Below are 22,729 nucleotides of genomic sequence, written 5' to 3'. Positions count from 1 at the left end.
GCCTCGTGCGCGATGACGAGTTGATCGTTAATCTGGATGCCTGCTCCCGCTCCATCTACCCCTCACGACGTTCTTGCGGCTTCATCCCTTTGCGTAGATATCCTTATACGTATCGCGCAAAATATTCTTCTGCACCTTGCCCATCGCGTTGCGCGGCAATTCCTCGACGACGAAGACGCGCTTCGGCATCTTGAACTTCGCCAGCCGTCCGTCGAGCGCCTTCAGCACCGCGGCCTCGCTGACATCGGCGCCCTTGGCGCAGACCAGAACGGCGGTGACGCCTTCGCCGAAATCGGCATGCGGCACGCCGATCACGGCTGACTCGATCACGCCGGGCATGGCGTCGATCTCGCTCTCGATCTCCTTCGGATAGACATTGAAGCCGCCCGAGATCACAAGATCCTTGCCGCGGCCGAGGATGTGGACATAGCCCTTGTCGTCGATCTTGCCGAGGTCGCCGGTGATGAAGAAGCCGTCGGCGCGGAATTCGGCCTTGGTCTTCTCCGGCATCCGCCAGTAGCCCTGGAACACGTTCGGGCCGTTGACCTCGATCATGCCGATGGTCTCCCGCGGAACCTCCTTGCCGGTCTCGGGATCGGTGACCCGCACCGAGACGCCGGGCAGCGCGAAGCCGACGGCGCCGGGTACGCGGTCGCCGTCATAGGGGTTGCTCGTGTTCATGTTGGTTTCGGTCATGCCGTAGCGCTCGAGCACGGCGTGGCCGGTGCGATCAGACCATTCGCGATGGGTGTCGGCGAGCAGCGGCGCCGAGCCCGAGATGAACAGCCGCATGTGCCCGGTGGCGTCCTTGTTCAGGCCGGGATTCTGCAGCAGGCGGGTATAGAAGGTAGGCACGCCCATCATCACGGTGGCGCGCGCCATCAGCTTGATGATCACGTCCGGATCGAACTTCGGCAGGAAGATCATCGAGGCGCGCGCAAACAGCGTCACGTTGCTGGCCACGAACAGGCCGTGGGTGTGATAGATCGGCAGCGCGTGGATCAGCACGTCCTTGTCGGTGAAGCGCCAGTAGTCGACCAGCGAGTACGAGTTCGAGGCCAGATTGTCGTGCGACAGCATCGCGCCCTTGGAGCGGCCGGTGGTGCCCGACGTGTAGAGGATCGCGGCGAGATCATTGTTGCCGCGCGGCACGGTGGCGAATTCCTTCGCCGCCTGGTCGGCGGCCTCGGTCAGCGAGCCGTTGCCGTTGGCACCGAGCGTCTCGACCTTGGCGCCTACCTTGGCGGCGATCGCCTTGATGCCGTCCTGCTTGGAAGGATCGCAGACCACCAGCGCCGGCTCGGCGTCGGTGATGAAGTATTCGAGCTCGTTCAGTGTATAGGCGGTGTTGAGCGGCAGATAGACGCCGCCGGCGCGCACGGTGGCGAGATACAGCACCAGGGCCGAAACCGATTTCTCGGTCTGCGCCGCGACGCGGTCGCCCGGCTTGACGCCGCGCTCGACCAGCACGTTCGCCATCTGGCCGGCGCGCGCGATCAGATCGCCATAGGAGATGCGGCTGCCGTCGAGCTGCTCGATCGCGAGCCGGCTGGGGTCGTCGAGGCCGTCGAACAGGCGGGAAAACAGGTTGGCGTTGGTGGTCGTGTTCATGCAAAGATTCCCCGAGGGGCGAAGGGCCGGAAGATTTCGGCTGGATTAGCAAAAACGCCCTTCAGAAAGCAACGGAGACAGTTTGCATGACAAATAATGGGAAACGCGTGGCCTGGGTTACCGGCGGCGGTACTGGAATCGGCGAATCCGGGGCGGAATTCCTGGCTGCGGACGGCTGGACGGTGGTGGTCTCCGGCCGCCGCAAGGAAGAGCTCGACCGCGTGGTGGCCAACATCACCAAAAAGGGCGGCAAGGCCGAGGCAATCCCGCTCGATGTCAGCAACAAGGCCGACGTCAACAAGGCCGCCGAGGCGATCGTCGGCAGGCACGACCGCATCGACCTCCTGGTTAACAGCGCCGGCATCAACGTGCCGAAGCGCAGCTGGGCCGACATGGAACTGGAAGGCTGGGACAAGCTCGTCGAGGTCAACCTCAACGGCGTGCTCTACTGCATGCGCGCGGTGCTGCCGACGATGCGCAAGCAGAAGGACGGCTGCATCATCAACGTCGCCTCCTGGGCCGGCCGCCACGTCTCGAAGATGCCGGGCCCGGCCTACACCACGACCAAGCACGCCGTGCTGGCGCTGACCCATTCCTTCAACATGGACGAATGCGTCAACGGCCTGCGCGCTTGCTGCCTGTCGCCGGGCGAGGTCGCGACCCCAATCCTGAAGCAGCGGCCGGTGGTGCCGAGCGAAGCCGAGCAGGCCAAGATGCTGCAGCCCGAGGATTGCGGCCGCACCATCGCCTTCGTCGCCAGCATGCCGGCACGGGTGTGCATGAACGAGATCCTGATCAGCCCGACCCACAACCGCGGCTTCATCCAGACGCCGGCGAACCGGGATTAGATGAGGTCCGTCTTCTCCTTCCCCCTGAAAGGGGGAAGGCCGGGATGGGGGTCAGCCGCAGGCTATGCTGTATGCGGAGAGCGCTGATCCCCACCCGCTTTGCTCTGCGAGCAAAGCGACCTCCCCTTTTCAAGGGGAGGTTGGAGCTCCGTAGCCCGGATGGAGCGAAGCGTAATCCGACGGTCTGCCCGCGGAGAGGCTGGTTCCGGATCTCGCTGCGCTTGATCCGGGCTACAAACGACGGAGTCCCGCGCGACTCACTCGATGATCTCGTTCAGCTCTTTCCCGGTATGCTCCGGCACGAACAGGAACACGCCGATCGCCATCGCGATCATCAGCACCGGGATGCAGAGGAACGACAGCGCGAACGAGCCGGTGTGCTGCTGAAGCGCGATCGAGACGAAGGGAAACAGCACGAAGCCGACGAAATAGGCGATCGCCCAGACCACGCCGTTGGCGGCGCCGCGGATGCGGGTCGGGAAGATCTCCGCGGTCAGCGTCGTGCTCGGCCCCCAGAAGCCGAGGAAGCCGAGACACCAGGCGAGCCCGAACGTCCATAGCAGCACGCGGTCTTCGGAATAGACCCAGAGCGTCATGAAGATCGCACCCTCGATCAGGGTGATGATGAAGGTGCGACGGCGGCCGATCTTGTCGATCAGCCAGCCCACCAAGCACAGTCCAAGGAAGCCGCAGAGCCCGTAGAACACGTAGAACAGGCTGTACTCGGCGGTCGACCAGTGCTTCTCGGTCGACAGATACAGCGGCATCCAGGCGCCGACCGTGCCGTAGATGCAGGTCGAGGCGCAGGCGACGAACAGCGCAACAAGCGTGGCGGGCAGCACGTCGGGCATGAACACCTGGCGGATGCCGACCGACTTGGCCTTGCCGAACCAGGCGCTGTCCTCGGCGCTGACCGTGCCGCCGCGCGCCAGCGTCTCCGAGATGCGCCGCTTGCGGTCCTGCGCGCGCACCCAATAGGGCGATTCCGGGCAGGTGGAGCGGATATAGATCGCAAGCAGCGCGATCACGCCGGGCACCATCACTGCGATGCGCCAGCCGAAATTGGCAGCCACGAGCCCGGTGATTGCGCCGGCGAGCGTGGCGCCGAGGCACCAGGCCGAGCGGGTGATGCTGATGACGCGGCCGCGCAGCCGGGCCGGCCAGGTCTCCGCGACCAGCATCGAGCCCAGCGACCATTCGCCGTTGAGCGCGAAGAACAATAGCGAGCGCGCGATCACGAACACCGCGAAGGTCGGCGACATCGCCGCGACCGGCATCAGGAGCGAGAACAGCGCGATATTGACGGCGAGCAGCGTGCGGCGACCGTAGCGGTCGGCGAGCCATGGCCAGAAGTAAAGCCCCGCGATGCCGACGAACAGCGCGATCTGCATGCCGGAGCGGTACTCCGGCAGGCTCAGCGAAAATTCCTTGATCACCATCGGCGAGATCAGCGCGAAGATCACGCCGTCCATGCCGTCGAAGCCCCAGCCGAGCGCGTTGGCGGTGGCGATATGCCAATGCGTTTTCGTGATCTCGGTTGTGTCCGCAACCGCGCGGTAGTTGGCGTATTGCAGGTGCTTCTGCTCGAGCGGACCGATGTCGATACTTGCATCGTTCACCGCAGGTGCGGCGTGGCCGTCAGCCGTGATGCTGCTCATGATGCCTCCCCGCGGCCGCTTTCTGCGAAGCTGTGCCGCAACCTCAAGCTGAACCAATCAGCTGACTGCGGCAAGCAAATTGCTCGCGGCAGCGCACGCGTCCATTCCGCTGAATGGAATGCATGCCGGGCAGCGCGAGGCGTCGCGTGTACGCAGCGCGCGCCGGCCGGTTTCAACAATCACAAAGAATTATTTCCGGAAACCGTCCGGAAAGCCTGCCGTAGCTCAGCCAACGACGACGCACTGATCAACCAGCACGCGCCGTTGTTGCCCCTTCAACGCCGGCGAAGCCTCGCCGGTCGGCCTACTCATCGGGAGATGAAACCATGTCGAAGCGTATTGCCTATCTCGCCGCCGCCGCCTTCAGCGCGCTTGCGATCACCGCCACTGTCGTGGCGCCGGTCCGTGCCGAGGAAAAGACCGTGATGGTCGGCGGCGCCGCGATGTTCCCGTCGAAGAACATCGTGCAGAACGCCGTCAACTCGAAGGATCACACCACGCTCGTCGCCGCAGTGAAGGCTGCGGGCCTGGTCGGCACGCTGGAAGGCAAGGGCCCGTTCACGGTGTTCGCGCCGACCAATGCCGCGTTCGGCAAGCTGCCGGCCGGAACCGTCGACACCCTCGTCAAGCCCGAGAACAAGGCGACGCTGACCAAGATCCTCACCTACCATGTGGTGCCGGGCAAGCTCGAGGCCTCCGACCTCACCGACGGCAAGAAGCTGAAGACCGCCGAGGGCGAGGAGCTGACCGTCAAGAAGCAGGACGGCAAGGTCTGGATCGTCGATGCCAAGGGCGGCAGCTCGATGGTGACGATTTCCAACGTCAACCAGTCGAACGGCGTCATCCATGTGGTCGATACCGTGCTGATGCCGGCGACGTAACACCTGGCGGCCTGCTTTAGTCCCTCAAAGGACCCGCGACATAGCGAGCCGGCGCCTCGCCCGGCTCGCATTTTTGTGACCATGTGAAGCAGCCTATATCAAACTGATGATGCCTGACCCCGTAACGGAACGCCGGTTCCGGGCGTATAACCTGGTAACGATCACGAGCAGAGACATCCCATGACGAGCCTTGCCGTCAGCGACCACCAGGCAGAGACCGCGACGCCCGCGAAGGCGATCCAGCCGGTCTGGGTGCGCATGGTGCACTGGATCAACGCCTTCGCGATGATCCTGATGATCATGTCCGGCTGGCAGATCTACAACGCCTCGCCGCTATTTAGCTTCACCTTCTCGCGGAGCATTACGCTCGGCGGCTGGCTCGGCGGTGCGCTGCTCTGGCATTTCGCCGCGATGTGGCTGTTGATGGCCAACGGCTTGGTCTATCTGGCGCTGGGTTTCGCCACCGGCCGCTTCCGCAAGAAGCTGCTGCCGATCACCCCCGGCGGCGTGATTGCCGACACCAAGGCGGCGCTGGCCTTCAAGCTGTCGCATGACGATCTCAGCAAATACAATTCGGTGCAGAAGCTGCTCTATGCCGGCATCATCGTGGTCGGCGTCGTCATCGTGCTGTCCGGCCTGTCGATGTGGAAGCCGGTGCAGCTGCATTGGCTGGTGTCGCTGTTCGGCGGCTACGATTTCGCCCGCTACGTTCACTTCACCTGCATGGCGCTGATCGTCGCCTTCCTGGTGATCCATGTCGCGCTCGCGCTGCTGGTGCCGAAGAGCCTGCGCGCCATGATCATCGGACGCTAGGGAGGTAGTCATGGGTCGTCTCCGCAAGCTCCTGATCCCCGGTGTCGACAAGAAGCTGCTCGTGCGCGATGCGGTGAAGACGATGCCGGAGCTGACGCGCCGCCGCTTCATCACGGCGGGCACCAGCCTCGGCGCGCTGACGCTGCTCACCGGCTGCGATGTGGTCGATTCGTCGTCAGCCGAGGAAATGCTCAAGCAGGTCTCGAAGTTCAACGATGCGGTGCAGGCCTGGATGTTCAATCCGGATGCGCTGGCGCCGACCTTCCCCGAGAGCATGATCACCAAGCCGTTCCCGTTCAACGCCTATTACGATCTCGACGACGCGCCTGAGATTGCGGCAGCGGACTGGAAGCTCGAGGTGCGCGGGCTGGTCGAGAACAAGAAGTCGTGGACGCTCGACGAATTGTACAAGCTGCCGCAGGTCAAGCAGGTGACGCGGCATATCTGCGTCGAAGGCTGGAGCGCGATCGGCAGCTGGACCGGTACACCCTTGCGCGATTTCCTCAAGCTGGTCGGCGCCGACACCCGTGCCAAATATGTCTGGTTCCAGTGCGCCGACAAGGACGGCTACAACTCGCCGCTCGACATGCGCTCGGCGCTGCACCCGCAGACCCAGATGACGTTCAAATTCGGCGACGAGATCCTGCCGCGCGCCTACGGCTTTCCGATGAAGATCCGGGTCCCGACCAAGCTCGGCTTCAAGAACCCGAAATACGTGCTCTCGATGGAAGTCACCAACGACTACAAGGGCGGCTACTGGGAAGACCAGGGCTACAATTCGTTCAGCGGGAGCTAACTCGCTGTCGTCCCGGCCTAATGCGCAATTGCGCACGGGAGCCGGGACCCATACCCCGCGGCCGCGGGAATAGGTACGAGGGGAGACGCTCCCTTCCATCACAACCGCTTGTGGTTATGGGTCCGGCCTTCGCCGGGACGACGCTGGGAGGGGACCTTCCTCTGAAACGCCGACAGCAGCGCGCCGAGCGCGAGCATCGCGGCCGAGACGTTCAACGCGAATGACAGGCTGCCGACCGCGTCGGTGATGGCGCCGACCACGATCGGTCCGAGCGTCTGGCCGATGCCGAAGGCGATGGTCATCGCCGCGATCGCGGTCGGCCAGGATTGCGGCGGGTAGTTGAAACGCACGAAGGCGGTGGTCGAGCCGACCACGGCGAAGAAGGCGACGCCGAACACCAGCGCCGAGATCGCCAGCAGCAGCGGCGAATGCCCGAAGATCGGCAGGCTGGCGCCGAGCGCGTTGACGCCGAGGATGATGGTGGTGGCGAGCCCGCCGCGGTCGAGCGCCAGCACCCGCCCCCAGACCCAGGGCGTGACGAATGCGCTGACGCCGATCAGGCTCCAGAACGCGCTCTGTGCAGCTGCGCCGCCGCCGCCGTCCCGGACATAGGCGATCATGAAAGTCATGTAGGCGATGTAACCGGCGCCGAACAGAAAGTAGGCGGCGAGGTAGATCAGGACCGGCATGACAGCGAATTGGGTCCGCACGATACCGCCGGCGGCGGTGTTGGCGTGGAGCGGCGCCAGCATCAGCGGCACGGTCATGATCGCGGAAAGCAGCGTCATCGCCCACCACACGATCGACCACGAGCCGGCGCCGAAACCCTGCAGCACGAAGGGCGCGATCAATCCGGATGCCAAGATGCCGACGCCCGGCCCGGCATAGAACAGGCTGAGCAGGAAGTTCGCGCGTTCGGGTCGCGATTGCGCGATGGTTGCCGCAAGCGCGCCGCCGCCGACAAAGCCGATCGCGGCGGCGAAGCCGACCAGCAGGCGGGCAAAGCTCAGCACCACGAAATTGCCCGAGAGGGCGCAAAGCGCCAGCGACAGCGCGCAGGCCAGCGTCGACCAGCGCACCGACGCGGCAAGTCCGAAGCGTTCAATCAGGCGTGAGGCGAGCAGCGCGCCGACCAGATAGCCGGCGGCGTTGATCGTGTTCATGAAGCCGGCGGCCGAATAGGACCAGGCCAGCTGCTCGCGCATGTCGGGCAGCACCAGCGAATAGGCAAACCGGCCGATGCCGAGACCGACCGTCGGTGCGAGCGACAGAATAAGGATCAGCCGCGCGGCATGCGGGTAGGACGGGGCGGGGGCTCTCACAATTCACTCCGGCAATGCGGCCATTGTGACAGGCCGCGGCGGCGCTGCCCAGCGCCGATGCCCGCAACACTGTCTTGCGTATCAGGCAATCAGGCGATCAGGACCAGCGCGACGCCGATCACGGTCAGCAGGGTTCCGCCGACGATCCGCGCGGTGATCTCGACATGCTTGAGCACCACCGCGCTCATCACCACGGTGACCAGCGGATAGATCGCGGCGAGCGGCGCCACCAGCGTGATCGGGCCGTTGCGGACCGCGGCGAACAGGCTGAGCGCGCTGAGCCCGTTGCTGATCCCGGTCAGCGCGAACCAGAACCGGCCCTCGCGCGGCGCCTGCACCATGAAGCTGCCCTTGCGGACCCGTTGCACGGTCAGCACCACCAGCGAGGACATGACGTAGCCGACCAGGCAGGCCCATAGCGGGCTCGGCCAGATCGCAAGGCCGAGCTTGGCGATCGGCGGCACGATGCCGCGCACCAGCGCGCTGGTAAGCGGCAGCAGCAGCGCCCAGCTGCGCCAATGGCCGAGGTCGCGCGGCCTCGTCACGGTGATGATGGCGGCGCCCGCGACCGCGACGACGAGGCCGATGAGCTGCTGCGGCAGCAAGGGCTCGTGCAGCAGCACCACGGCGGCGGTGACCGCAAACAGCGGCGCCAGATTGCCCAGCGTCGAGGTGATGACCGGTCCCAGCGCCCGGTTTGACGCAAAGGTCAGGAGCGTCAGCGAGGCCGGGAAGAACAGCCCGATCGCCATGAAGATCGGCAGCGCACGCCAGACCACCGGCTCGCCATGCAGGATCAGCGGCGACAGCACCAGGAATAGCAGGGTGAAAGTGGGCACGCTGATCGCGGCGCCCGACAGCGGCTCGACGGTGCGCAGGCCAAGCTGCGCCAGCACCACCCCGGCGCCGAGGAAAATCGCCGAGGCGAAGGCGTAGACGATGGCTGCGGTCATGAGGTCCGTCTTGTTGGCTTCTGAAGGCGCGGGTTGCCCGTTGGGACCATTCTGGGCCGATCCGGGGTGCCTTGCCAATCCGGCTCCGGCGTTTTAGCACTCCGGCCGGATTTCCCCCGCTCGTCATGCCCGGGCTCGACCCGGGCATCCATCCATCTTCAGAGAGACCTTTCGAAGCGGGATGGATTGCCGGGTCATCTGTGCGAGGACGCGCTTCGCGCTCTTGCCCGGCAAAGACAACAACGATTAGCTCGAGGTAACACCATGGCGACCCATAAACTGCTGCTTCTCCCCGGCGACGGCATCGGCCCCGAAGTGATGGCCGAGGTGCAACGCGTGATCGACTGGCTGAATGCGCAGGGCATCGCGAAGTTCGAGACCGAGCAGGGCCTGGTCGGCGGCTCCGCCTATGACGCCCACAAGGTGTCGATCTCCGAGGGCGACATGGCCAAGGCGACGGCGGCGGACGCCGTGATCTTCGGCGCGGTCGGCGGCCCGAAGTGGGACAGCGTGCCCTATGAGGTCCGTCCCGAGGCCGGCCTGCTGCGGCTGCGCAAGGATCTCGGCCTGTTCGCCAATCTGCGCCCGGCGGTGTGCTACCCGGCGCTCGCCGAGGCCTCGAGCCTGAAGCGCGACGTGGTTGAGGGTCTCGATATCATGATCGTCCGCGAGCTCACCGGCGGCGTCTATTTCGGCGAACCGAAGACCATCACCGATCTCGGCAACGGCCAGAAGCGCGCGGTCGACACCCAAGTCTACGACACCTACGAGATCGAGCGCATCGGCCGCGTCGCCTTCGACCTGGCGCGCAAGCGCCGCAACAAGGTGACGTCGATGGAGAAGCGCAACGTCATGAAGTCGGGCGTGCTCTGGAACGAGGTCATGACCCAGGTCCACGCGCGCGAATACAAGGACGTCACGCTCGAGCACCAGCTCGCCGATTCCGGCGGCATGAACCTCGTCAAGGCGCCGAAGCAGTTCGACGTCATCGTGACCGACAATCTGTTCGGCGACATGCTGTCCGACATCGCGGCGATGCTGACCGGCTCGCTCGGCATGCTGCCATCGGCCTCGCTCGGCGAAGTCGACTCGAAGACGAAGAAGCGGCGCTCGCTGTTCGAGCCGGTGCACGGCTCGGCGCCCGATATCGCTGGCCGAGGCCTCGCCAACCCGATCGCGATGATCTCGTCGTTCGGCATGGCGCTGCGCTATTCCTTCGACATGGGCGAGCTCGCCGACAAGGTCGATGCCGCGATCGCGGCCGTGCTCGCCAGCGGCCTGCGCACCGCCGACATCAAGTCGGAAGGCACCACGCCGGCCAGCACGAGCCAGATGGGCGAGGCGATCCTGAAGGAATTGCAGAAGCTGCACGCGTGACGGCTCTGCCGTCATTCCGGGGCGATGCGTAGCATCGAACTATGGTGTGCGCTTGCGCACCTGAGAATCTCGAGATTCCGGGTTCATCGCTGCGCGATGCCCCGGAATGACAGCACCAAAAATGAAAATGCCCGGCCGGAGCCGGGCATTTTCGTATCGGCTGCTCGCCGAAATTCTCAGTACAGCGGGAAATTCCGCGGATAGCCGCCGAGATCGGCCGGCGGGCTGAGCGGCTGGCGATCGATCGGGCGGTTGTTGTTCTCACGCGCGAACGAGGGATAACCGATCTCCGGCGGATAGGCGTAGTCGTTGAACTTGCGGTCGCCCGGCAGCACTTCGGTGCCGGCGTCGAGCCACGAGCGCGTGGTGACGTAAACGCGGGTGCGCGGACCCTGCTGATAGACCCGGTTCGGACCCTGCGCGCCGTAGTAGCGGCGGCCATCGCGGTCATACTGCTCCTGCTGCTTGCGCGTGCTCGGGCTCTGCGCGCTGGCTGCGGTCATGCCGAACGCGGTTGCGGTGACGGCAGCCGCGGCAAGCAACACCACGAGCTTGTTCGCGGCAGGGAATTCTAGGGTCATCGCATCCTCGTCATTACGGCCCCGTCGGGGCTGGCGCGTCCGCCAAAATCACTCGGAACACATTGTAGCCATGGTGGGGAGGCCGTCACTAGGTCAATTGCGCCACACCGGCCGAGATAATGAGTGTCCAAGCGCAAAAGTTTCATGAAAACCAGTGCTTTGCCACGGTCTCGCCATCAAAGCGCGCCGCGCAGGCGCGGGTTCTCGCTGCCCATGACCCAGTCGGCCGACAGGGCCGGCGCGCCGGAGGTAACGCAGTCGGTGCGCTTGAGCTCGGCATGCGCGAACAGGGCGGCGAGCCGCGGATCGTTGCCCGCGGCCAGCAGGGTCAGGCGGTTCAGCATGCAGATGATCGCGGCGCGCCGGGCCGGCAGGCTGGCGCCCTGGCAGGTCCAGCCGGAGATCCGGAGGTCAGGCGCGTCGGCCTGCTTGAGGAAGCCGAGGCAGGCGCGGTCGCCGTCCTGCCGCGCCGGGCGCAGCAAGGTGACGCTGCCGAACTTGCTGTCGACGATGCCGGCCGCCTCGAGCTCGCGGACGCCATCCGGGTCGAGCCGCCCGGCAATCTCGGTGACCGCAGGCCCTACGGTCTCGCCGCCGGGGCGGTAGATTTCCAGCTCGGCGACCGCTGCACCGTTGGCATCGGCCCAGCGGAAGACGTCCTTGCGGCCGCCCTCGGAGTGCCGGAGGATCTCGTAAGTCTCTGTTTTATCTCGCAGATCGAGCCGGCTCACGGCAAAGGCCGGCGCCGTGCGGCCGGCCGGGCTCCAGCCTGCGGCGGCAGGGGCCGCCATCGCCGTTGCGTCGGGCAGTTGCTTCCATAGATAGTTGCCGAGGACGACGAACAGCGCGAGCACGGCGACATAGGCGAATAGCCGGGAGAGCGTGGCGTACACCTCGTCGACGAAGCTCGTCAGTGTTGACGGAATTCTCGTATGATGGGGCGCGGCCGGATCGGCCCGAAATAAACGCATCAAAACGCTCAAAAACTACGCAACGTTGTCTTGACGGGGTTTCTCGCATAGAAGCGCTGCCTCTTCCCTTTCCGCAGCTTGCGGGGGAACGGGCATTTTTCGTCGGAGAGTGAACGATGGGTTACAAAGTCGCGGTGGTCGGAGCGACCGGCAATGTCGGGCGCGAAATGCTCAACATTCTCGACGAGCGCAAATTCCCCGCCGACGAGGTCGTCGTGCTGGCCTCGCGCCGCAGCGTCGGCATCGAGGTCTCCTATGGCGACCGCACGCTGAAGGTGAAGGCGCTCGAGCACTATGACTTCTCCGACATCGACATCTGCCTGATGTCGGCCGGCGGCTCGGTCTCCAAGGAATGGTCGCCCAAGATCGGCGCCGCCGGCGCGGTCGTGATCGACAACTCCTCGGCCTGGCGCATGGACCCGGATGTGCCGCTGATCGTGCCCGAAGTGAACGCGGATGCGACCGCCGGCTTCACCAAGAAGAACATCATCGCTAACCCTAACTGCTCGACCGCGCAGCTCGTCGTCGCGCTGAAGCCGCTGCACGACAAGGCGACGATCACGCGCGTCGTGGTCTCGACCTATCAATCGGTGTCGGGCGCCGGCAAGGACGCGATGGACGAATTGTTCTCGCAGACCAAGGCCGTCTACACCAACGACGAGCTGGTCAATAAGAAGTTTCCGAAGCGCATCGCCTTCAACGTCATTCCTCAGATCGACGTCTTCATGGAAGACGGCTACACCAAGGAAGAGTGGAAGATGATGGCGGAGACCAAGAAGATCCTCGATCCGAAGATCAAGCTCGCCGCCACCTGCGTACGCGTGCCGGTCTTCGTCGGTCACTCCGAAGCCGTCAATGTCGAGTTCGCCAATCCGATCACGGCGGACGAGGCGCGCGACATCCTGCGCCGCGCGCCGGGCTGCCTCGTGATCGACAAGCACGAGCCGGGCGGCTACGTCACGCCCTATGAGGCTGCCGGGGAGGACGCGACCTATATCAGCCGCATCCGCGAGGACGCGACGGTGGAGAACGGCCTGTCGTTCTGGTGCGTGTCGGACAACCTGCGCAAGGGCGCGGCGCTCAATGCCGTGCAGATCGCCGAAGTCCTGATCAACCGCAAGCTGATCACCGCCAAGCAGAAGGCGGCATAAAAGCTGCCGCGGGAATACGGCGTCAGGAAGCTCGTGGCATGGCGGAAGCGGAACAACCGGCGACCTATCGGCCCAATCCGACGCTGAAGCGGGTTGAACGTCGTTTCGAGAACCTGCTGTTCAACAGCCGCTGGCTGATGGCGCCGTTCTATTTCGGCCTCGTCATCAGCCTCGCGGCGTTGCTGTTCAAGTTCTGCATGGAGCTGTGGCACTTCATTCTGCATGTGCCGGATGCCAAGGAATCCGACATCATTCTCGGCGTGCTGGCGCTGATCGACATCTCGCTGACCGGCAATCTGATCCTGATCGTGGTGTTCTCAGGCTACGAGAACTTCGTCTCGAAGATCGATCCGGAAGGGCATCCGGATTGGCCGGACTGGATGACCAAGGTCGATTTCGGTGGCCTGAAGCAAAAACTGCTGGCGTCGATCGTCGCGATCTCGGCGATTCAGGTGCTGAAGGCGTTCATGAACCTCGATACCGCGTTCGACCCCAGCAAGCTCGCCTGGCTGGTCGGCGTGCACCTGGTATTCGTGGTGTCGTCCTTCATGCTCGCGATCTCCGACCGCTGGGGCAGCGGCCATCACGGCAACGAGTAGATTACTGGTCTGATTTCAGCTCGTCGCGGACGCTGATGAATTCCTTCGCGACCCGGTCGAGCACGAACAGCGAGCCCTCGGCGACGCCGAAATAGGCACCGTGCAGCTGCATCTCGCCGCTCTCGACGCGTTCGCGCACGAATGGGAACGTCATCAGGTTCTCCAGCGAGCGGAACACCGCGGCCTTCTCGATGCGGACGACGAAGTCCTGCATGGTCTCATGCTCGCGTTGCTCGACGATTTCGCCGGGCTTGATGAACATCTGCATCCATTTGCCGATGAAGTCGCCGGGCGTGAGCGGCTTGATCTTGTCGACGAAGGCGCGGATGCCGCCGCACTGCGCGTGGCCCAGCACCACGATGTTCTTCACCTTCAAAACGGTCACGGCATATTCCAGCGCGGCCGAGACGCCGTGGGCGTTGCTGTCGGGCTGATAGACCGGAACCAGATTGGCGATGTTGCGGACCACGAACAACTCGCCGGGGCCGGCGTCGAAGATCACCTCCGGCGAGACGCGGGAGTCGCAACAGCCGATCACCATGGTCTCGGGAAACTGGCCGCGCTCCGAGAGATCCTGGTAGCGCGACTGCTCGGTCGGCAGCCGCTGGGTCGCGAACGTCCGGTAGCCGTCGATCAACTGCTTCGGAAAGAATTTCATGGCCTCTGGCTAACCACATGCGGGTAACGGGAACAAGACTTTCGGCGTGTGGCCTGAGATGATACGGCAGCGTTGAAGAATGGTTCCCGCCCGATGCCTAAACAATGGCCACCGGCGGAGCCCGAGCCTCCAGGAGAATGTCGATGACCCGTCCGCGCCGCAGCTTGTTGTTCATGCCGGGATCGAATGCACGGGCGCTGGAAAAGGCCCGGACGCTGCCGGCGGACGGCATTATCCTCGACCTGGAGGATTCCGTTGCCCCCGACGCCAAGGCCACAGCCCGGGAGCAGATCGCCACGGCGGTCGCGGCCAAGGGCTTTGGCAAGCGCGAGGTGCTGATCCGCATCAACGCGCTCGACACGCCCTGGTGGGTCGACGACATCGGCATGGCTGGCAAGTCGCAGCCGGACGGGATCCTGGTTCCCAAGATCTCGACCGTCGACGATCTCAACGCCGTCGCCGATCGCCTCAGCGACATCAATGCGCCTGCCTCGATCCGGGTCTGGGCGATGATCGAAACCGCGCGCGCGGTGCTCGACGCCGACAAGCTGGCCGCGGCATCGAAGGATTCCGAAACCCGGCTCGCCGGCTTCGTGTTCGGGCCGAACGACATTGCCCGCGAAACCCGGATCCGGATGAAGCCGGGCCGCGCGGCGATGATTCCGATGATCACGCATTGCATCCTGGCGACCCGCGCGCACGGGCTCGAGATCCTCGACGGGCCCTATAGCGACATCAGCAATGTCGACGGCTTCGCGGAGGAATGCGCGCAGGGCCGCGATCTCGGCTTCGACGGCAAGACGCTGATCCATCCGAGCCACATCGATGCCTGCAACGCGATCTTCACGCCGCCCGAGGCCGAGGTCGCCGAGGCGCGCAAGATCATTGCCGCTTTCGAGAAGCCGGAGAACGCCTCGCGCGGCGCGATCCAGCTCGACGGCCGCATGGTCGAGCGCCTGCACGCCGAGATGGCCAGGCGCACCATCGCGATCGCCGATGCGATCGCCGCGATGGGGCATTAGCCCTGCGAAGCGTCTTCCCTTCTCTCCCTGTGGGAGAGGGTGCAGCGGTGTTTGCGTTACGCTCCAAATCTCTCCGCCGCCCACGCGTAGAGGCTGCCCGGGATCGGCGCCTCCTTGCCGCGCCCTTTCGGCGAGATGTGCAGGCCGATGATCCCGGGATCGTTCAGGTAGCGCGAAAAATCCGACGGCTCGAAGAACAGCTTCGGCTCGGCATGCACGGCGTAGAATGATCGCTTCGGCAGCGCGTGCTGCAACTCGCCCGCGCGGCGCGCCAGCGCGGTGAGCGCCGCCGGGCCGTAGATTGCGACACGGATGTCGGCGAGGCGGTTGGATTTGCCGCGCAGCCGGCGCATCGCGAAGGTCAGGCGATGGCGCAGCGCCAGCCAATCCGGGATCAGCTCGTCCTGCTGCATCAGCGCCTCGAAGGCGCGCACGATCGGATCGTCGGGCGGCAGATACAGCACGGAGTTGCCGAGCTGCCGCGGCCGCTCCCAGGCAAAATAGGGCTTGGCCGGATCGAGCTCGACGCCCTTCAGCAGCAGCACGTCAGCGTCGAGCCAGAGACCGGCGCGCCGCGCCATCAGCCGCATGCGGAAGAAGTCGCTGAACTGCAGCATGGTCCAGTCGCGCCACGAGCCGTCGGGCTCCGCCGGGCGCAGCTTCTCCGCGAACGAATGCGGCAGCACGGCTTCGGCTTCGGCATTGCCGATACCGTCGGGCAGGCCGGGAATCGGATCGAAACTGTAGACGGTGACCTTGTGCCCCGCCGCCGCCTGCGAGCGCAGGCAGGTCTGGCGCAGCGCGTCCATCGAGCCGTGCCAGAAGGTGACGATGTCAGGCAGCATGCGCGTCAGCTATCAGCGGGTTTGCGGCGAGCGAATTCGGCAAAGAAAAGCCCCGGCGCCTGACGGCACCGGGGCACGATGATGCGCTGAGCCTCAAGCCCAGGCGCGTTCCTTGAGCTTCGTCTCGTAGCTGTCGATCGACGATTTCTTTTCCATCGTCAGGCCGATGTCGTCGAGGCCGTTGATCAGGCAGTGCTTGCGGAACGGGTCGATCTCGAACTTGACCTTGCCGCCGTCGGGACCGCGGATCTCCTGGTTGGGGAGGTCGATGGTCAGCGTCGCGTTGGCGCCGCGCTCGGCGTCGTCGAATAGCTTGTCGAGGTCCTCCTGCGACACGCGGATCGGCAGGATGCCGTTCTTGAAGCAGTTGTTGTAGAAGATGTCGCCAAACGAGGTCGAGATCACGCAGCGGATGCCGAAGTCGAGCAGTGCCCAGGGCGCGTGCTCGCGGCTCGAGCCGCAGCCGAAATTGTCGCCGGCGACCAGCACCTTCGCGTTGCGATAGGCGGGCTGGTTGAGGACGAAATCCGGGTTCTCGCTGCCGTCATCCTTGTAGCGCTGCTCGGAGAAAAGCCCCTTGCCAAGGCCGGTGCGCTTGATGGTCTTGAGGTATTGCTTCGGAATGATCATGTCGGTGTCGACATTGATGATCTTCAGCGGCGCCGCGACGCCTTCCAGCGTGGTGAACTTATCCATCGGTGCTCTTCCCGGGCAAAAAATAGCGGATATCGGCCGGATGTTTATCGCGAATGTGACAGCGGTAAAAGGGCCATTTCTGCAGGGCTAGCCCGCATCGGCCTCAATCGCCTCCATATCGGCGTCGGAGAGGCCGAAATGGTGCCCGATCTCATGGATCAGCACGTGGCGAACGATGTGGCCGAGGGTCTCGTCGTGCTCCGCCCAGTAATCCAGGATCGGCCGGCGGTACAGCCAGACCAGGTTGGGCAGCCGGGCCACGTCGCTATGGCTCTGCTGCGGCAGGCCGATGCCCTGAAACAGGCCGAGCAGGTCGAACTCGCTCTCGGCCTGCATCTCGTCGAGCACCTCGTCGGTCGGAAAGTCGTCGACGCGGATGATCAGGCCCTCGCAGAGGGCCCGGAACGTCTTGGGCAGGCGCTCGAAAACCTCGTGCGCCATGGCCTCCATCTCGGCCAGCGAGGGGGCTTTTTCTGTGGTCCACATGACACTCCTTTAGCGCGAGTGCTATCGGCGGCGCCAGCGCAGTTGACCTTGGCGGCGCAATGGGAGACCGTGCCGCCCACGAATGGGGCTCAAGAATCGAGCTTGGGTGGGCGTAATGAAACGGATCGTGGCGGCAGCGCTGTTGGCTGTAGCAGTCGGGCTCTCGCTCCCGGCGACAGAGGCGCAGGCTCAGAGCGCGGCGGCTGAGGCGCGCGTCGGCGAGGCGGCACCGGTCGCGCGCACGCGCGTCGTCGAGCGTCGCCGGCTGAAGCGGGTGCCGATCTACCGGTCCCGGCCCGATCATTGGGAACCCGATGTCATCCCGCGCTACAACCCCGGTCCGAACGCCGTGCGCGACTGCACCGCGACCTATGTGCAGGAGCACCGGCCGAGCGGTACCGTGATCACGCCGCGCATGAACTGCTTCTGGCGGCCGGGCTAGTTATGCGTATGTCGGCGCGCCGTGCCGATCATCGCAACAGCCGCAATCAATCCTGTCGCCCCATAGACCGCCGCCGCCATCAGCATCCGCGTGCGATGGCTTGCGGTGCCGATGTCGTCGCCCGGTCCTTGGGAGGCGAGCGCGACTTCGCCGAGCATGATGGAACCGCAGAGCGCGAGGGCTATTCGAAGCATCGATCTGCGTGGGCTTGTTCGTGTCACGGCAATCTCCTGCAACAAACGGAAGGCGAGATACGACCATCGTCTATGTCGTTTGCACACGAACGCGAAAAATCGCGCGCAGTGCCGGAACCTGATTGCGCCGGCAGCATTCATGTTCGTGGCGCAGTCATTCACTTCCCATTCACGTCGTCCGCATTCTGCTAGCGATCTGCGTCGCGGCAACGGCGTCGATTCGAAAGCTCAAGCGTTTTCCAGCGGAGCCTGTCCCACACGTGATGCGGGACGGACACCGGTTCGCGTGAGGAAAACGCGTCAAGCAGAAGTTCAAGTCGTCGCTGCAAGACGTGACATCAAAGGATCAAGGAGACAATTCATGAAGGCGATGAAGGTTCTGGGGCTCGCGGCTGTCGGTGCCGTGTTGGTGTTGGCGGCGCCGGCCGAGCGTGCAAGCGCGATGTCGCTCGCCACGCCGGGCACAGCCGCCACGGTTCAGGACAACGCGAACCAGGCGACCACGCAGGTACGCTGGGGTGGGCGCGGCTGGCATCGTGGCTGGCATCGCGGACATCACCGCGGCTGGGGGCATCGTCGCCACTGGCGCCGTTGATCGCGCGGCGTATTAGCGCAGTTGAGACACAGGCCCGTGAGCAGCGGGCCTGTTGTCGTTCTCAGCCATCAAACCGGCAGATTCGCCCACGCGGGATGATATCCATCGCAATCTGCAGGAGTTGATCATGATGAGATGGATCGGTGTCGCGGCTGTCGCTTGTACATTCGCGTTGACGGCGCCGGCATCGGCAACCGCCGCGGCATCAGCCCAGCCGCAGGCCGCGGCACCGCAGCGGCAAGTAGGCAAGGCAACGGATATCAGCGCGCAGCGCTATCATCATTACCATCGTCGCCACTATCACTACGGCTACCGTCCTTATTACCGGCCGTACTACCGGCCCTATTCCTATTATCGGCCGTACGGCTCCTATTATTACGGGCGGCCCTATTACTATCGGCCGTACCCCTATGCTGCGCCGGCGCCATTCACCTTCGGCTTCGGGTTCGGCCCGTTCTGGTGATGCACGCAGTCGCGCCGTGCGCGACATCAGCCGTGCAACAAGAGAGCAGCTCTCGGATCGGAGCTGCTCCGTCCGCCTCAGGGCGCGAAGCCCTTCGCCAGCAGCACAATGCCCTGCGCACCCGCCTTGCGATCCCTGGAGATCTCGACATATTCGGGCGACTCCGACCAGGCGCGGAATGCGGCTTCGTCAGGGAATGACATCAGCACCAGCTTGTCGCGATCCCAGCTGCCCTCGAGCACCGCGGGCTGTTCGTCGGCCGACAGCAGGCGTCCGTTGAACTTCCTGAATACGTCGAAGAAGCGCGCCTGATACCGATCATAGGCGGCGCGATCGGTCATCTTGAGTTGCACGATCACATAGACAGTCACTGACGTTTCTCCCGGACGTTTCGCCGCAGCGTTTTGCGCGTTCATGGCGCATTCACTCAGCGATTTCTAGCGTCATGCCGGGAGCGACTGCAATGAACGCAATGAAACCGGCTGCCATGCAGCTTGGTGCTCGTTGCCGTTGTCAGGGAGGTTCAGAGATGAGGGAGAGCTATTTGCGGCGCGGATTGGTGCGCCGTCTCGGCGTTGCGGCGGCCGCTGTCTTCGCATTGTCGGTTGCTTCGCAGCAGCGCGCCGAAGCGCTGTCGCTGGCAAGCCCGGCCGCCGCGCCCGCGGCAAGGTCTGCGGCCGATGCCATGACGACCCAGGTCCGGCACGGCGGTGGCGGCCACGGCGGCGGAGGTTTTCATGGTGGCGGCTTCCGCGGTGGTGGATTCCACGGCGGCGGATTTCACGGCCGCGGCTTCCGTGGTGGCGGCATCCGCGCCGCGCCGGCGTTCCATGGCGGCTATCGCTATGGCGGCTTCCATCGCCATTATGGTGGCTACCACCGCTTCTACGGCGGCGGTTACCGCTACGGCTATCGGCCCTATTACCGCCGGCACTTCCATCACCGGCGCTTCTTCTACGGATCGTCCTACTATTACCCGGCCTATTATCATCACCGCCGTTGCCGGGTGGTCTGGACCTATTACGGACCGCGCCGGATCTGCCGGCCGTGGTGGCACCACCGCCACTACTGGCGGCCGTATCGCGTCTATTGGTAAAGTTTGAAATGACAGCGGGCGCCTCACGGCGCCCGTCTTGTTGGGTCCCTCTCTTTGCGCGCTGGAGCGTGTTCGAACGAAGTGGGCGCCGCTTCGCGTGAAGAAAACGCGTCAAGAAAGGGGCGTTAGTCCCAGTTCTTCAGCTTCCAGGACTTTATCTTCCACGGCGTCAGGTTTTCCATCCGCCATTGCGTCCAGCGCTCCGGCGGCCAGTGGCTGAGGCGCGAGGTTTCCTTCACCTCGGGAAGCGGATCGATGATGCGCGCCACGGCACGACGGCGCTTCTGGCGCGTCGCGTCGCTGATCATGTCGACGAATTCGGGTTTATCGGCCACGGCACGCGCTCCTTGCGAAGGCTTGTTTTCGCAAGGAGGCAGTTTGCGTGCGCCCCGTTAACGAGCCGTTTCCGAAACGGCTCGAGCTTGAGACGAAGCAATAGCGTTTTCGAGCGAAGTGGCCCCGGTTCGCGTGAAGAAAACGCGTCAAAAAAGAATCTGGCGCGTACCTTACCGCCAGTCGCGGACGTCGACGAAGTGTCCGGCGATCGCGGCGGCCGCGGCCATCGCGGGCGACACCAGATGGGTGCGGCCCTTGAAGCCCTGGCGGCCCTCGAAGTTGCGGTTCGAGGTCGAGGCGCAGCGCTCTTCCGGCTTCAGCTTGTCGGGGTTCATCGCAAGGCACATCGAGCAGCCTGGCTCGCGCCAGTCGAAGCCGGCCGCAATGAAGATCTTGTCGAGGCCTTCGGCTTCCGCCTGCTCCTTCACGATGCCGGAGCCCGGCACGATCATCGCGTTGACATTGCCGTTGACGGTCTTGCCCTCGGCGATCTTCGCGGCAGCGCGCAGGTCCTCGATGCGGCCGTTGGTGCAGGAGCCGATGAAGACGCGGTCGAGCTTGATGTCGGTGATCTTCGTGCCGGCGGTCAGGCCCATATATTTCAGCGCGCGATGCTTGGAGATGCGCTTGGCCTCATCGGCGATCTTGTCGGGATCGGGCACGAAGCCGGTCACCGAGATGACGTCCTCAGGGCTCGTGCCCCAGGTGACGATCGGCGGCAGCTTGGCCGCATCGAGCCGGATCTCGTGGTCGAAATGCGCGCCCTCGTCGGAGCGCAGCGTCTCCCAGTAGCGCATCGCGGCGTCCCAGGCGGCGCCCTTCGGCGCCTTCGGGCGGCCGCGCAGGAAGTCGAACGCCTTCTGGTCGGGCGCGACCAGGCCGGCGCGCGCGCCGCCTTCGATCGACATGTTGCAGACCGTCATGCGGCCTTCCATCGAGAGCGCACGGATCGCCTCGCCGGCATATTCCAGCACGTAGCCGGTGCCGCCGGCGGTGCCGATCTCGCCGATGATCGCCAGGATGATGTCCTTGCCGGTCACGCCTTCGGGCAATTTGCCGTCGACGATCGCGCGCATGTTCTTGGCCTTCTTCTGGATCAGCGTCTGCGTCGCCAGCACGTGCTCGACTTCGGAGGTGCCGATGCCGTGCGCGAGCGCGCCGAACGCGCCATGCGTCGAGGTGTGGCTATCACCGCAGACGATGGTGGTGCCGGGCAGCGTAAAACCCTGCTCCGGGCCGATGACGTGAACGATGCCCTGGCGCTTGTCGAACTCGTTGTAATACTCGATGCCGAATTCCTTGGCGTTCTCGGCCATCACCCGCATCTGCTCGATGCTTTCAGGGTCGGGGTTCGGCTTCGAACGGTCGGTGGTCGGGATGTTGTGGTCGACGACGGCGAGCGTCTTCTCGGGCGCGTGCACCTTGCGGCCGGCGGCGCGCAGCCCTTCGAACGCCTGCGGCGAGGTCACCTCGTGCACCAGGTGGCGATCGATATAGAGCAGGCAGGTGCCGTCGTCGGCCTCGTGGACCAGATGGTCGTTCCAGATCTTGTCGTACAGCGTGGTCGGTTTGGACATGAGCTTCAGCTCCAGAAGAAATTCAGTGGTGGGATGACATGAGCGCGTCTTAAGCGCGCGATCAGGCGAAAGCGTCCAGGCAGCGTTACGCTGCGCGTCTAAGCTCAGACGTTGCCGACGTCGCAAAGCGACCGAAGAAGCGGCCGGGCAGCCGCGAGCGATCGTCGATCACGACGCGCTTGCAGGTCTGACTTGGACAGCGCTTGCTTGCTTGATCCGGAACCATTCTAAATTTCTAACACAGGGCTCGCGCCCACGACAATCGATCCATGCGCGGGCCTGCACGTCAGATAGGTATGCCGCAACAAAAAAGCGCGGGGCAGGCCCCGCGCTTTCGGTCACATCCCTGAGGGAAACGTTACTCGCCAACGGCGGTCTGGCGGTCCTGCTTCTCGACGATGCGGGCCGACTTGCCGCGCAGGTTGCGCAGATAATAAAGCTTGGCGCGACGAACCTTGCCGCGACGCACTACCTTGATCGAGTCGATCATCGGCGACATCACCGGGAAGACGCGCTCGACGCCTTCGCCGTAGGAGATCTTGCGCACGGTGAAGCTCTCGTTGAGGCCCTGACCGGAACGACCGATGCAAACGCCCTCATAGGCCTGCACGCGGGTACGCTCGCCTTCGACCACCTTCACGTTGACGATGACGGTGTCGCCGGGGCCGAATTCCGGGATATCCTTGGTGGCGGCGAGCTTGTCGAACTGCTCTTTTTCGAGCTGCTGAATAAGGTTCATTGAAATCTCCATCGGCGGC

At 64.4% G+C, this 22,729-nt stretch carries 27 protein-coding genes; 12 read left to right on the top strand and 15 right to left on the bottom strand.

Annotated features, from left to right (window positions below):
- Positions 1-81: 81 nt before the first annotated feature.
- Complete coding sequence (locus tag ACVMIH_RS26785; RefSeq protein WP_456854233.1) at positions 82-1,611, bottom strand: malonate--CoA ligase; 1,530 nt, start codon at positions 1,609-1,611, stop codon at positions 82-84.
- Between the two features lie 86 nt (positions 1,612-1,697).
- Between ACVMIH_RS26785 and ACVMIH_RS26780 the strand changes: the two genes are divergently transcribed.
- Positions 1,698-2,459: an SDR family oxidoreductase gene (locus tag ACVMIH_RS26780; RefSeq protein ID WP_057018142.1), complete on the top strand. Its 762-nt coding sequence runs from the start codon at positions 1,698-1,700 to the stop codon at positions 2,457-2,459.
- 257 nt (positions 2,460-2,716) lie between these two features.
- Here the strand turns inward: ACVMIH_RS26780 and ACVMIH_RS26775 are convergent, their stop codons facing one another.
- Entirely contained in the window at positions 2,717-4,117 is a 1,401-nt protein-coding gene (locus tag ACVMIH_RS26775; protein ID WP_057020967.1) for an MFS transporter, read from the bottom strand.
- Positions 4,118-4,443: 326 nt separating this feature from the next.
- Here ACVMIH_RS26775 and ACVMIH_RS26770 point away from each other — a divergent pair, with 326 nt between their 5' ends.
- From ACVMIH_RS26770 to ACVMIH_RS26760, 3 genes are all read left to right on the top strand, one after another.
- Positions 4,444-4,998: a fasciclin domain-containing protein gene (locus ACVMIH_RS26770; protein ID WP_057020966.1), complete on the top strand. Its 555-nt coding sequence runs from the start codon at positions 4,444-4,446 to the stop codon at positions 4,996-4,998.
- Positions 4,999-5,178: 180 nt separating this feature from the next.
- Positions 5,179-5,811, top strand: a complete 633-nt coding sequence (locus ACVMIH_RS26765) for a cytochrome b/b6 domain-containing protein (RefSeq protein ID WP_076834681.1) — start codon at positions 5,179-5,181, stop codon at positions 5,809-5,811.
- Between the two features lie 10 nt (positions 5,812-5,821).
- Positions 5,822-6,607: a molybdopterin-binding protein gene (locus ACVMIH_RS26760; protein ID WP_057020964.1), complete on the top strand. Its 786-nt coding sequence runs from the start codon at positions 5,822-5,824 to the stop codon at positions 6,605-6,607.
- Between the two features lie 98 nt (positions 6,608-6,705).
- Here ACVMIH_RS26760 and ACVMIH_RS26755 read toward each other — a convergent pair whose 3' ends face one another.
- Positions 6,706-7,929: a YbfB/YjiJ family MFS transporter gene (locus ACVMIH_RS26755; protein ID WP_253588491.1), complete on the bottom strand. Its 1,224-nt coding sequence runs from the start codon at positions 7,927-7,929 to the stop codon at positions 6,706-6,708.
- 89 nt (positions 7,930-8,018) lie between these two features.
- Positions 8,019-8,882, bottom strand: coding sequence for a DMT family transporter (locus ACVMIH_RS26750; RefSeq protein WP_057020962.1), 864 nt, complete (start codon positions 8,880-8,882; stop codon positions 8,019-8,021).
- A gap of 264 nt (positions 8,883-9,146) precedes the next feature.
- Here ACVMIH_RS26750 and leuB point away from each other — a divergent pair, with 264 nt between their 5' ends.
- Positions 9,147-10,259: a 3-isopropylmalate dehydrogenase gene (gene leuB / locus ACVMIH_RS26745; protein WP_038387231.1), complete on the top strand. Its 1,113-nt coding sequence runs from the start codon at positions 9,147-9,149 to the stop codon at positions 10,257-10,259.
- A gap of 176 nt (positions 10,260-10,435) precedes the next feature.
- On the opposite strand, the gene ACVMIH_RS26740 is transcribed toward leuB, so the two are convergent.
- Together ACVMIH_RS26740 and ACVMIH_RS26735 are read right to left on the bottom strand one after the other, a co-directional pair.
- Entirely contained in the window at positions 10,436-10,840 is a 405-nt protein-coding gene (locus tag ACVMIH_RS26740; RefSeq protein ID WP_057020960.1) for a hypothetical protein, read from the bottom strand.
- A gap of 176 nt (positions 10,841-11,016) precedes the next feature.
- Positions 11,017-11,811 carry a hypothetical protein gene (locus ACVMIH_RS26735; protein ID WP_456864015.1) on the bottom strand — a complete coding sequence of 265 codons (795 nt, stop codon included), beginning with the start codon at positions 11,809-11,811 and terminating at the stop codon, positions 11,017-11,019.
- A gap of 116 nt (positions 11,812-11,927) precedes the next feature.
- On the opposite strand from ACVMIH_RS26735, the gene ACVMIH_RS26730 reads away from it, so the two are divergent.
- Together ACVMIH_RS26730 and ACVMIH_RS26725 are read left to right on the top strand one after the other, a co-directional pair.
- The gene (locus ACVMIH_RS26730) at positions 11,928-12,962 is read left to right on the top strand and encodes an aspartate-semialdehyde dehydrogenase (protein WP_253588492.1); all 1,035 of its coding nucleotides are present in this window, start codon (positions 11,928-11,930) and stop codon (positions 12,960-12,962) included.
- Positions 12,963-13,000: 38 nt separating this feature from the next.
- A complete protein-coding gene (locus tag ACVMIH_RS26725) occupies positions 13,001-13,561 on the top strand; it encodes a TIGR00645 family protein (protein ID WP_092086973.1) in 561 nt (186 codons plus the stop codon).
- Position 13,562: 1 nt separating this feature from the next.
- Here ACVMIH_RS26725 and ACVMIH_RS26720 read toward each other — a convergent pair whose 3' ends face one another.
- Positions 13,563-14,219 carry a carbonic anhydrase gene (locus tag ACVMIH_RS26720; protein WP_168858194.1) on the bottom strand — a complete coding sequence of 219 codons (657 nt, stop codon included), beginning with the start codon at positions 14,217-14,219 and terminating at the stop codon, positions 13,563-13,565.
- 143 nt (positions 14,220-14,362) lie between these two features.
- Here ACVMIH_RS26720 and ACVMIH_RS26715 point away from each other — a divergent pair, with 143 nt between their 5' ends.
- Complete coding sequence (locus ACVMIH_RS26715; protein ID WP_229192521.1) at positions 14,363-15,241, top strand: HpcH/HpaI aldolase/citrate lyase family protein; 879 nt, start codon at positions 14,363-14,365, stop codon at positions 15,239-15,241.
- A gap of 56 nt (positions 15,242-15,297) precedes the next feature.
- On the opposite strand, the gene ACVMIH_RS26710 is transcribed toward ACVMIH_RS26715, so the two are convergent.
- The 3 genes from ACVMIH_RS26710 to ACVMIH_RS26700 form a co-directional block, all read right to left on the bottom strand.
- On the bottom strand, positions 15,298-16,086 hold the full coding sequence (locus tag ACVMIH_RS26710) for a glycosyltransferase family 32 protein (protein WP_057020955.1): 789 nt from the start codon (positions 16,084-16,086) through the stop codon (positions 15,298-15,300).
- 93 nt (positions 16,087-16,179) lie between these two features.
- The gene (leuD, locus tag ACVMIH_RS26705) at positions 16,180-16,782 is read right to left on the bottom strand and encodes a 3-isopropylmalate dehydratase small subunit (protein WP_057020954.1); all 603 of its coding nucleotides are present in this window, start codon (positions 16,780-16,782) and stop codon (positions 16,180-16,182) included.
- An 87-nt stretch (positions 16,783-16,869) separates the two neighbouring features.
- Entirely contained in the window at positions 16,870-17,268 is a 399-nt protein-coding gene (locus tag ACVMIH_RS26700) for a metallopeptidase family protein (RefSeq protein WP_016847635.1), read from the bottom strand.
- Between the two features lie 115 nt (positions 17,269-17,383).
- On the opposite strand from ACVMIH_RS26700, the gene ACVMIH_RS26695 reads away from it, so the two are divergent.
- Positions 17,384-17,710 (top strand): hypothetical protein, encoded by a 327-nt coding sequence (locus tag ACVMIH_RS26695; RefSeq protein ID WP_456864011.1) that lies wholly within the window; start codon positions 17,384-17,386, stop codon positions 17,708-17,710.
- Here ACVMIH_RS26695 and ACVMIH_RS26690 read toward each other — a convergent pair.
- Positions 17,707-18,045: a hypothetical protein gene (locus tag ACVMIH_RS26690; protein WP_456864008.1), complete on the bottom strand. Its 339-nt coding sequence runs from the start codon at positions 18,043-18,045 to the stop codon at positions 17,707-17,709. The two genes, ACVMIH_RS26695 and ACVMIH_RS26690, sit on opposite strands and share 4 nt — an antisense overlap.
- Before the next feature lie 220 nt (positions 18,046-18,265).
- Between ACVMIH_RS26690 and ACVMIH_RS26685 the strand changes: the two genes are divergently transcribed.
- On the top strand, positions 18,266-18,499 hold the full coding sequence (locus ACVMIH_RS26685) for a hypothetical protein (RefSeq protein ID WP_057020951.1): 234 nt from the start codon (positions 18,266-18,268) through the stop codon (positions 18,497-18,499).
- A gap of 127 nt (positions 18,500-18,626) precedes the next feature.
- A complete protein-coding gene (locus tag ACVMIH_RS26680) occupies positions 18,627-18,962 on the top strand; it encodes a hypothetical protein (RefSeq protein ID WP_063790190.1) in 336 nt (111 codons plus the stop codon).
- A gap of 77 nt (positions 18,963-19,039) precedes the next feature.
- On the opposite strand, the gene ACVMIH_RS26675 is transcribed toward ACVMIH_RS26680, so the two are convergent.
- Positions 19,040-19,333 (bottom strand): DUF1330 domain-containing protein, encoded by a 294-nt coding sequence (locus ACVMIH_RS26675; RefSeq protein ID WP_016847630.1) that lies wholly within the window; start codon positions 19,331-19,333, stop codon positions 19,040-19,042.
- A 158-nt stretch (positions 19,334-19,491) separates the two neighbouring features.
- Between ACVMIH_RS26675 and ACVMIH_RS26670 the strand changes: the two genes are divergently transcribed.
- Positions 19,492-20,058 carry a hypothetical protein gene (locus ACVMIH_RS26670; RefSeq protein WP_253638297.1) on the top strand — a complete coding sequence of 189 codons (567 nt, stop codon included), beginning with the start codon at positions 19,492-19,494 and terminating at the stop codon, positions 20,056-20,058.
- A 125-nt stretch (positions 20,059-20,183) separates the two neighbouring features.
- Here the strand turns inward: ACVMIH_RS26670 and ACVMIH_RS26665 are convergent, their stop codons facing one another.
- From ACVMIH_RS26665 to rplS, 3 genes are all read right to left on the bottom strand, one after another.
- Positions 20,184-20,393, bottom strand: a complete 210-nt coding sequence (locus ACVMIH_RS26665) for a hypothetical protein (RefSeq protein ID WP_016847629.1) — start codon at positions 20,391-20,393, stop codon at positions 20,184-20,186.
- 171 nt (positions 20,394-20,564) lie between these two features.
- The gene (gene leuC / locus ACVMIH_RS26660; RefSeq protein ID WP_057020948.1) at positions 20,565-21,971 is read right to left on the bottom strand and encodes a 3-isopropylmalate dehydratase large subunit; all 1,407 of its coding nucleotides are present in this window, start codon (positions 21,969-21,971) and stop codon (positions 20,565-20,567) included.
- 358 nt (positions 21,972-22,329) lie between these two features.
- Positions 22,330-22,710 carry a 50S ribosomal protein L19 gene (rplS, locus tag ACVMIH_RS26655; RefSeq protein ID WP_018269387.1) on the bottom strand — a complete coding sequence of 127 codons (381 nt, stop codon included), beginning with the start codon at positions 22,708-22,710 and terminating at the stop codon, positions 22,330-22,332.
- Between the last annotated feature and the right edge of the window lie 19 nt (positions 22,711-22,729).

The organism is Bradyrhizobium sp. USDA 4503 (assembly GCF_054055815.1).
Note: the sequence above shows the minus strand (reverse complement) of the source record. Positions and strands in the feature narration are given on the sequence as shown.